9 protein-coding genes are annotated in these 8,732 nt (G+C 71.0%); 2 read left to right on the top strand and 7 right to left on the bottom strand.

Annotated elements, in window-relative coordinates:
- The coding region (ligD, locus tag DW299_RS17300; protein WP_205814439.1) for a non-homologous end-joining DNA ligase at positions 1-1,007 on the top strand (1,007 nt) is incomplete at its 5' end.
- Positions 1,008-1,022: 15 nt separating this feature from the next.
- Here ligD and DW299_RS17295 read toward each other — a convergent pair.
- The 4 genes from DW299_RS17295 to murI all read right to left on the bottom strand — a co-directional run bounded on the left by DW299_RS17295 (position 1,023) and on the right by murI (position 4,249).
- On the bottom strand, positions 1,023-1,943 hold the full coding sequence (locus DW299_RS17295) for a cation diffusion facilitator family transporter (protein ID WP_136037325.1): 921 nt from the start codon (positions 1,941-1,943) through the stop codon (positions 1,023-1,025).
- Between the two features lie 103 nt (positions 1,944-2,046).
- A complete protein-coding gene (gene rdgB, locus DW299_RS17290) occupies positions 2,047-2,646 on the bottom strand; it encodes an RdgB/HAM1 family non-canonical purine NTP pyrophosphatase (protein ID WP_136037324.1) in 600 nt (199 codons plus the stop codon).
- On the bottom strand, positions 2,643-3,380 hold the full coding sequence (rph, locus tag DW299_RS17285; RefSeq protein ID WP_136030625.1) for a ribonuclease PH: 738 nt from the start codon (positions 3,378-3,380) through the stop codon (positions 2,643-2,645). Before rph ends, rdgB begins: the two co-directional genes overlap by 4 nt.
- A 32-nt stretch (positions 3,381-3,412) precedes the next feature.
- Positions 3,413-4,249, bottom strand: coding sequence for a glutamate racemase (gene murI / locus DW299_RS17280; protein ID WP_136030623.1), 837 nt, complete (start codon positions 4,247-4,249; stop codon positions 3,413-3,415).
- Between the two features lie 61 nt (positions 4,250-4,310).
- On the opposite strand from murI, the gene DW299_RS17275 reads away from it, so the two are divergent.
- On the top strand, positions 4,311-5,636 hold the full coding sequence (locus DW299_RS17275; RefSeq protein WP_136030621.1) for a nicotinate phosphoribosyltransferase: 1,326 nt from the start codon (positions 4,311-4,313) through the stop codon (positions 5,634-5,636).
- Positions 5,637-5,638: 2 nt separating this feature from the next.
- Here DW299_RS17275 and DW299_RS17270 read toward each other — a convergent pair whose 3' ends face one another.
- From DW299_RS17270 to DW299_RS17260, 3 genes are all read right to left on the bottom strand, one after another.
- Positions 5,639-5,905 (bottom strand): DUF3039 domain-containing protein, encoded by a 267-nt coding sequence (locus DW299_RS17270; protein ID WP_028503536.1) that lies wholly within the window; start codon positions 5,903-5,905, stop codon positions 5,639-5,641.
- Positions 5,906-5,945: 40 nt separating this feature from the next.
- Entirely contained in the window at positions 5,946-7,511 is a 1,566-nt protein-coding gene (locus tag DW299_RS17265) for a hypothetical protein (protein ID WP_136037323.1), read from the bottom strand.
- Positions 7,487-8,732: ATP-binding cassette domain-containing protein (locus DW299_RS17260; RefSeq protein WP_240745445.1), on the bottom strand; the 1,246-nt coding region annotated here is incomplete at its 5' end. The genes DW299_RS17265 and DW299_RS17260, both read right to left, overlap by 25 nt.

Here is an 8,732-nt window from a genome sequence, read left to right as displayed (position 1 = left end):
GCCCGCTGGCCACCGCCGCCGCGCCCACCGCGGGCACCACACTGCCCTCGCTCGACCCGATGCTCGCCGAGACCGGCACGCCGGCGCTCGCTCGGGGCCTCAGCTCCCCGTCGTGGGTCGAGGTGAAGTGGGACGGGATCCGGGCGATCGGCACCTGGCGCGACGGCCGTATGCTGCTCCACGCCCGGCGCGGCACCGACATCACCGCGCGATACCCCGAGCTCACGGCCGACGGGGCGCCGTTCCTCCCGGTCGACGAGGCGATCGTCGACGGGGAGATCGTCGCGTTCGACGCCCACGCACGGCCGAGCTTCTCCCTGTTGCAGAACCGGATGCACCTGACCCGCCCGCGCGAGATCGAGCGCGAGGTGGTGCGCACGCCCGTCGTCTACATGCTGTTCGACCTGCTCCGGCTCGACGGGCACGACCTCACGGGCATGCCGCTGCGCGAACGCCGCACGCTGCTGGAAGACCTGGTCGCCGACCTCGAGGCGCCGGTCCAGGTGCCGCCGGTGTTCGACGACGTGGACGCGGCCCTCGGCGCGAGCGACGAGTTCGGTCTCGAGGGCGTCGTGGTGAAGGACCCCGCGTCCCGCTACCGCCCCGGCGTCCGCTCACCGTCCTGGCTCAAGCTGAAGAACACGCGCATGCAGGAGGCCGTGATCGTGGGCATCCGTCCGGGCAAGGGCGAACGCGACGGCACGCTCGGGTCCCTGCTGCTGGCCGTGCCCGACGAGGGAGAACTGCGCTACGTCGGACGGGTCGGCACGGGGTTCAGCGACCGGATGCTCCGCGAGCTGATGGCGCGCCTCGAGCCGCTGCGGGTGTCCGCTCCGCCGCTCGACGGCGTGCCGAGGCCCGACGCCTCGGACGCGCTGTGGGTGCGACCGGAGCTCGTGGGCGAGGTCGAGTTCGGCAACTGGACACCGGACGGCATCCTCCGTCACGCGCGGTGGCGGGGCCTCCGGCCGGACAAAACCCCCGACGAGATCACCGTCGAGGAGTGAGCGCCGGTCGCCGTGTCACGCGTGGTGCGGCTCGCAGTCCGACTGCTCGGCTGGCTCGATCTGGAAGGTGGAGTGCGCCACGTCGAAGTGGTCGGCGAGGCACGACTGCATCTCGGCGAGGAGAGCGGCGGAGCGCCCGTCCGCCAGGAGCGCGGGCTCCACACTCACGTGGGCGGTGAACACCGGGGCTCCGCGCGTGAGCTGCCACACGTGCACGTCGTGCACGCCGACCACCCCTGCATAGCCGAGCAGGTGTGTGCGGATCTCGCTGACGGCCGTGCCCTTCGGAGCCGATTCGGACAGCACCGAGAAGACCTCGCGCAACAGCGAGATCGCCCGCGGGATGATCATGGCCGCGATGAACAGCGAAGCGATGGCGTCGGCCGGCATCCAGCCCGTGAGCAGGATCACGGCGGCCGCGACGATGACAGCCAGCGAGCCCAGCAGGTCGCCCATCACCTCCAGGTAGGCCCCGCGCACGTTGATGCTGGTCTTCTGGGCTCGGCTGAGCAGCCACATCGACACGGCGTTGGCCACCAGGCCGACGACCGCGACGACGAGCATGAGACCGCCGGCGACCTCCACCGTGTTCGGATTCAGCAGGCGCTCGACCCCCTGGACGGCCACCACGGTGGCCAGCGCGACCAGGATCACCGCGTTGATCAGCGCGCCGAAGACCTCGGCGCGCTGGTAGCCGAACGTCCGACGGTCGTCCGCGGGTCGGGCGGCGACGGTGGCCGCGATGAGCGCGATCACGAGCGCGGAGGCATCGGTGAACATGTGGGCCGCGTCGGCGAGCAGCGCCAGCGATCCGGTGAGCAGAGCGCCGACCACCTGCACGATCATGACCGTGGCGGTCAGCGTCAACGAGATGGCGAGCAGGCGTCTGCTGCTCGCCGAGCGGAGACCGCCGGGCGCGGGCGCGTGATCGTGCATGCCTCCAGGCTAGACCGGGGATCGCCCCGGAACGGCCGATCCTGGCTAGTCGGGAAGGGTAACGATTCTCACCGTCAGCAGGACTTCTCCGCGGCCGCCCAGGTCAGAGTCCTGCGAGCAGGGGCATCAGGGCGGTGAAGGCGCGGGCGCGGTGCGACTGCGCCTGCTTCTCCTCGGCGGTGAACTCCCCGACCGTGCGCTCGGCTCCCGCGTCCTGGCCGTCCGGGACGAACACGGGGTCGTAGCCGAAGCCGCCGTCGCCGGACGCCGCGTGCGCGAGCCGTCCCGGCCAGATCCCCTCGACCACGTGCTCGGCCCCACCCGGGACCACGAGCGCGATCGTCGACGTGAAGTGTGCGGCTCGGTGCGGGTCGGCAATGTCGCGGAGCTGGTCGAGCAGTAGCTCCCGGTTCGCCACCGCGTCCTTCTTCTGTCCGGCCCAGTACGCGGAGAACACACCGGGTGATCCGCCGAGCACGTCCACGCAGATGCCCGAGTCGTCGGCGAGCGCCGGAAGCCCGGAGTGCGCGGCGGCCGCCCTGGCCTTGAGCAGCGCGTTCTCCGCGAAGGTCACGCCGTCCTCCACGGGCTCGGGGCCGTCATAGCCGACCACCTCCAGGTCGGGCCTGGCCTGGGCGACGATCTGCTGGAACTCCTCGACCTTGTGCGGGTTGTGGGTCGCCAGGACGACGCGCACGGTCACTCCCCCGCCAGCGCCGCGAGCTGCCGCGCCTTCAGGTCTTCGCAGCCCGCGAGTCCCAGCTCCAGGAGCGCGTCGAGCTCGCGCTTGTCGAACGGCGCCCCCTCGGCGGTGCCCTGCACCTCGACGAACAGGCCGCGACCGGTCACGACCACGTTCATGTCGGTCTCGGCGCGCACGTCCTCGACATACGCGAGGTCGAGCAGGGGCTCGCCGTCAACGATCCCGACCGACACCGCCGCGACCGAGTCGAGCAGCGGCGTCGAGTTGCGCCCGATGAACTTCTTCTCGCGGCCCCACTCGATGGCGTCGGCGAGGGCGACGTAGGCGCCCGTGATGGCCGCCGTGCGGGTGCCGCCGTCGGCCTGCAGCACGTCGCAGTCGATCACGATCGTGTTCTCGCCGAGCGCCTTGGTGTCGACCACGGCGCGCAGGGCACGGCCGATGAGCCGCGAGATCTCGTGCGTGCGACCGCCGATGCGACCCTTCACGCTCTCGCGGTCGTTGCGGCTGTTGGTCGCGCGCGGGAGCATCGCGTACTCCGCCGTCACCCAGCCCTTGCCCTTGCCGGTGAGCCAGCGCGGCACGCCGTTCGTGAACGAGGCGGTGCACAGCACCTTGGTGCCCCCGAAGCTGATCAGGGCCGATCCCTCGGCCTGCGCGCTCCAGCCGCGCTCGATGGTGATCTCGCGCAGCTGCGAGGCGGAACGGCCGTCGGCACGGACGATGTCGGTCATGGGCTTCTCTCGGTTCGGGACGGGCGAGCGGATCAGCGCGCGTCGAGCGCGGGGTCGGGGAGGGTGATGACGCCGGTGTGGACGAGCTGCACGTCACGCACCTCGCGGCCCATCAGCCGGTTGGCGAGCGCGGTGAAATCGTCGGCCGAGTCGCCCGTCGCCTCGTAGACGTAGGTGGCGGTGGCATCCGCAGGGGCCAGCAGATCGCCGCGCACGAGCTGACGATAGACGTCGCCGGCCGTCTCGTCATCGCTCGACACGAGGGTCACGCCTTCGCCCATCACGTAGCTGATGGCACCCCGGAGGAACGGGTAGTGGGTGCAGCCGAGGACGAGCGTGTCCACGTCGGCCTCTCGCAGCGGCGCGAGGTACTCCTCCGCGACGGCGAGCACCTCCGGGGTTCCGGTGACCCCGGCCTCGACGAACTCGACGAACCGCGGACAGGCGGCCGTGAAGACCTGCAGGCGCTCGTTCACCTCGAGCATGTCCTGGTACGCGCGGGAGCCGATCGTGCCGACCGTGCCGATCACGCCGACCCGGCCGTTGCGCGTGGTCGAGACGGCTCGGCGCACCGCGGGGCCGATGACCTCCACCACCGGGACGTCATAGCGCTCGCGCGCATCGCGCAGCATCGCCGCCGAGGCCGTGTTGCAGGCGATCACGAGCATCTTCACGCCCTGGTCGACCAGGGTGTCGAGCACCTCGAGAGCGTAGCGGCGCACGTCGGCGATCGGCTTCGGGCCGTAGGGCGAGTGCGCGGTGTCGCCGATGTAGACGAAGGATTCTCTGGGCAGCTGGGCGCGGATGGCCCTGGCCACCGTGAGCCCGCCGACACCGGAGTCGAAGATCCCGATCGGCGCGTCATTCATGACTCCCCAGCCTACCCGCGCGCGGCAGGGCGCGCGTATCGCGGCTCACTATGCTGGGCGGATGACCACGTCGACGGCGCTGCTCACCGACCGTTACGAGCTCACGATGCTCGCCGCCTCGCTCCGGGACGGCACCGCGTTCCGTCCGAGCGTGTTCGAGCTGTTCTCGCGTCGGCTGTCCGGCGGCCGGCGCTTCGGCGTCGTCGCGGGCACCGGGCGCCTGCTGAGCCTGCTCCGCGACTTCCGGTTCGGCGACGACGAGCTGCGCTTCCTGCGCGACGAGCAGGTCGTCGACACCGAGACGCTCTCCCACCTCGAGCGTTACCGCTTCACGGGCTCGGTCCGCGGGTACCGCGAGGGCGAGCTCTACTTCCCCGGCTCCCCCATCCTCACGGTGGAGGGATCTTTCGCGGATGCCGTCGTCCTGGAGACCCTCGCGCTGAGCGTGCTCAACCACGACTCCGCGGTCGCGACGGCCGCGGCGCGCATGAGCATCGCAGCCGGTGAGCGACCGCTGGCCGAGATGGGATCTCGCCGTGCGGCCGAGCGCTCCGCCGTCGCCGCGGCCCGCGCCGCCTACATCGCGGGTTTCACCGCCACGAGCAACCTGGAAGCCGGCCGCACGTGGGGCATCCCCACGATGGGCACGGCGGCGCACTCGTGGACGCTGCTGCACGATTCCGAGGAGGACGCCTTCCGCGCCCAGGTCGCGAGCATGGGCGTCGACACCACCCTGCTGGTCGACACGTACGACATCCGCAGCGGCGTCGAGACGGCGATCCGCGTGGCAGGAACCGAGCTGGGCGGCGTCCGGATCGACTCCGGTGACCTGCCGATCGTGGCCGCCGAGGTCCGCGCACAGCTGGACGAGCTGGGAGCGACGGGCACGCGCATCACCGTCACCAGCGACCTCGACGAGTACGCGATCGCCGCTCTCGCCGCGTCACCCGTCGACGCGTACGGCGTCGGCACGTCGGTCGTGACCGGGTCCGGCTACCCCACTGCGAGCATGGTGTACAAGCTGGTCGCGCGGCAGGATGCCGACGGAGCCTGGATCGGGGTGGCCAAGGCCTCCGCCGACAAGGCGTCGTTCGGGGGGCGGAAGGCAGCGTTCCGGACGCTGTCCGACGGCGTCGCGACGGCGGAGACCGTCGTCGTCTCGGACGGGTTCGAAGAGCTCGACACGCCCGCTGAGCACGCGGACGGCCGGCCGCTCCAGGTCACTCTCGTCGAGGACGGCGACATCGACACCGCGCACGAGGGTGTCGCCGGGACGGCGGCCGCCCGCGCACATCACCTTCGCGTGCGCGAGGAGCTGCCGGTGCGCGCCCTGGCGCTCAGCAAGTCCGACCCGGCGATCCCGACCGTCTACCTCGAGGCCGACTGAGGTCAGCCGACCATCGACTCGTAGATCTCCTTGCACGTCGGGCAGATCGGGAACTTCTCCGGATCACGGCCCGGCGTCCACTTCTTGCCGCAGAGAGCGCGCACCGGCTTCCCGGTGATCGCGGACTCGAGGATCTTGTCCTTCTTCACGTAGTGCGAGAAGCGCTCGTGGTCGCCCGGTTCGAGGTTCTCCTCCCGGAGGAGCTCTTCCAGTTCGCGATCAAGCGTTGCCACGCCGCCCTGATCGGGGCTGTCCAGCGGAGTACTCATTCCGCGATTCTAGCCGCGTCGGGGGGCCGGTGGGCGGCCGTCACGCGGTCTCGACGAACTCCATGAGCCGCTCTCCGCTGTGCTCGAAGATGCGCCCGCCGAGCACAGCCCCGGCGGCGAGCACGATCGCGCCGGTGAACAGCCCCACCCAGAACGCCGCGGGTGCGAACGCCGAACCGGAGACGATCGTGGCGGCGAAGAGCCAGATCGTCGGCACGCTCAGGACGATGGATCCGAGGAACGCCGCGGCGGGGCCGTAGGCACCGTGGGACGTCGGCCGCTGCGGCTGCTGGAAGGGGCTGTCCCCGGGTCGCGACACCGCGTACGGTGCGACCACCGACACCACGCTCGAGATGCCGAGGGCGCACAGCAGGAGACTGACCGCGAGACCCACCAGCGGAAGGAGGAGGGTCCAGCTCCCCACGAGCAGCAACGACAGCGGCACCGCGATCGCGAGCACCGGCACGGCCACGAGGAGCACCGGGACGAGCCGTCCGAGGCGGTCGGGAAGGCCGCGTACCCCGCTCGCCACGTGCGTCCACAGCGCGGTCGAGTCGTAGGCGATGTCGTTGTGGGGCAGCCAGCCGAAGAACAGCGCCATCACCGGAACCGGGATGAGGGCCGCGATCTCGATCGGGACACCGGCGACGATGAGCGGCAGCACCGTCAGCACCCCGGCGACGGGCACGACGATCACGTTCATGATGTAGCGACGGTCCCGCAGCCAGTACACGAGGCTGCGCGACGCGATCGCTCCGAAAGCGTTGGACGGCAGCAGGCCGAACCAGCCGAGGCCCGTGCGCTCCCGTGCCGTGACGGGCCGCTCGGTGGTCGTCAGCAGACGACGGACGAACCACGCCCAGACGAGGGCGAGGGCGATGGCCGTGACCACCGCGACGGCACCGCTCGCCCACGCCGTCCCGGTCTCTCCTGCCGCCGCGGCGAACGCAGAGGCCGGAGCCGCAGCGAACGGAGTGACACCGATCACCGACGTGAGCGTCGCGATCGACGCGGGCACGTCACCGTCCCATCGCAACGAACCGAGGAACACGGCGACGGGGAATGCGATCACGATCAGGGCGAGCGCGAACAGGGCGGTGAGCTCCCTCGATCGACGCTCCGGGAGCAGCATCGCGTTCAGCGCCATGCCGATCCGGGCGATCAGGGCCGTGATGAACAGGCCGAGCAGAGACATGATCACCGCGAGTGGCCACGGCGCGCCCGCCTCGATCGCGACGATGCACACGCTGGCATAGACGGCGAGAAGGGCGAGGCTCGGCACGCTCACCAGCGAGGCGAGCATGAGCACCCAGGGCAGTCGGCGCTCGTCGACGCCGAACACCGCGAACCGACGGGGGTCGAGCTGGTCCACCGCCCCGACCAGCAGCGGCCCCACGAGGAAGCCGAGCAGCACCGCCGCACCGCCGAGCACGGTGACCGCGCTGGCGACCGGCACGGAGGCGTCGGTCAGGCTGAACACCGCGACGCAGACCACGACCGTCACGGCGACGACGGCCCCGAAGGACAGCAGTGTGCGGATCCGGCGTTCACCGCGGAGTGCGCCGAGGAGGAGCGCGAACCTCAGTCGGAGAACGTGTGCAGCCATTCCAGCCCCTCCACCTCGCCGCTGGAGCCCGCGAGCTCGACGAAGCGCGATTCGAGGGTCTGCCCCGCGCGGACCTCGTCGATCGTCCCCTCCGCGAGCACCTCGCCGTTGACGATGATCGCCACACGCGAGCACACCCGCTCGACCAGGTCCATGCCGTGGCTCGACAGGATCACCGTGCCCCCGTGGGCGACGTAGGCGCGGAGGATGTCGAGGATGACGGCGGATGACACGGGGTCGACCGACTCGAAGGGCTCGTCGAGCACCAGCACGCGGGGCGAGTGGATCATCGCGCCCGCGAGCATGATCTTCTTCGTCATACCCGCGGAGTAGTCCGACACCACGCGGTTGAGCGCGTCTCCGAGATCGAAGGCGCGAGCCAGATCCGCGGCGCGCTTCTCGATGACGTCAGCCGCCAGCCCGCGAAGCAGTCCGTAGTAGTAGAGGAGTTGTCGGCCGGTCAGGCGGTCGAAGGTGCGAAGGCGATCGGGAAGCACTCCCATGACGCGCTTGGCGGCGAGAGGGTCGACGGCCTGGTCGATGCCGCAGATCACGACGCTCCCCTCGTCGGCGCGCAGCAGCCCCGCGACGATCGAGAGCGTGGTGGTCTTGCCCGCACCGTTCGGTCCGACGATCCCGTAGAACGAGGCGGCGGGCACCGACAGGTCGATGCCGTCGACGGCGCGGTTGTCGCCGAACTGCTTCACCAGGCCGCGGATGCGGATCGCCTCGGTGCTCGGTTGGTCCTCACGGGAACCCTCGGCACGCAGCGGCGGCTCCTGCGAGGTCTCCGGATCGACGACGACGACGGAGCCGTCCGTCAGCGCGTCGGCTGTGGGGTTCTGCACGGGCTCCACCGCATCGGCGGGCACGGGAACGGCTGTGCTCTCGGCGGTCGGTTCGAGCTCTGCGACGAGGGTGTCCGCGCCCGGATCATCGGACGCCGCTTCACCCACAGAGCCGGCGGACATCGGAGCTGCCGTGTCGTCCGCCACCGCGGTGGCGGACGCAATCGCGACGCCCTCACCGTCCACGGCGGGCGTCTCCGTGACGGTCTCGAGCGCGGCAGCCCCGTCGGCCGCCGCCTCCTCGCCGGTCCCCTCGTGCGTCGCCTTCTCGGCTGCGGCCTTCTCGGCTGCGGCCTTCTCCGCCGCGGCCTTCTCCGCTGCGGCCTTCTCGGCTGCGGCCTTCTCGGCTGCGGCCTTCTCGGCTGCGGCCTTC

Origin of the sequence: Microbacterium sp. K35 (assembly GCF_004794375.1) — a bacterium.
Lineage (GTDB): Bacteria > Actinomycetota > Actinomycetes > Actinomycetales > Microbacteriaceae > Microbacterium > Microbacterium sufflavum.
Note: the sequence above shows the minus strand (reverse complement) of the source record. Positions and strands in the feature narration are given on the sequence as shown.

Coding starts and splice junctions, on each gene's coding strand:
- DW299_RS17295 (WP_136037325.1), bottom strand. CDS start 1,943: ATGCACGATCACGCGCCCGCGCCCGGCGGTCTCCGCTCGGCGAGCAGC.
- rph (WP_136030625.1), bottom strand. CDS start 3,380: ATGACCGACATCGTCCGTGCCGACGGCCGTTCCGCCTCGCAGCTGCGC.
- murI (WP_136030623.1), bottom strand. CDS start 4,249: ATGAATGACGCGCCGATCGGGATCTTCGACTCCGGTGTCGGCGGGCTC.
- DW299_RS17275 (WP_136030621.1), top strand. CDS start 4,311: ATGACCACGTCGACGGCGCTGCTCACCGACCGTTACGAGCTCACGATG.
- DW299_RS17270 (WP_028503536.1), bottom strand. CDS start 5,905: ATGAGTACTCCGCTGGACAGCCCCGATCAGGGCGGCGTGGCAACGCTT.
- DW299_RS17265 (WP_136037323.1), bottom strand. CDS start 7,511: ATGGCTGCACACGTTCTCCGACTGAGGTTCGCGCTCCTCCTCGGCGCA.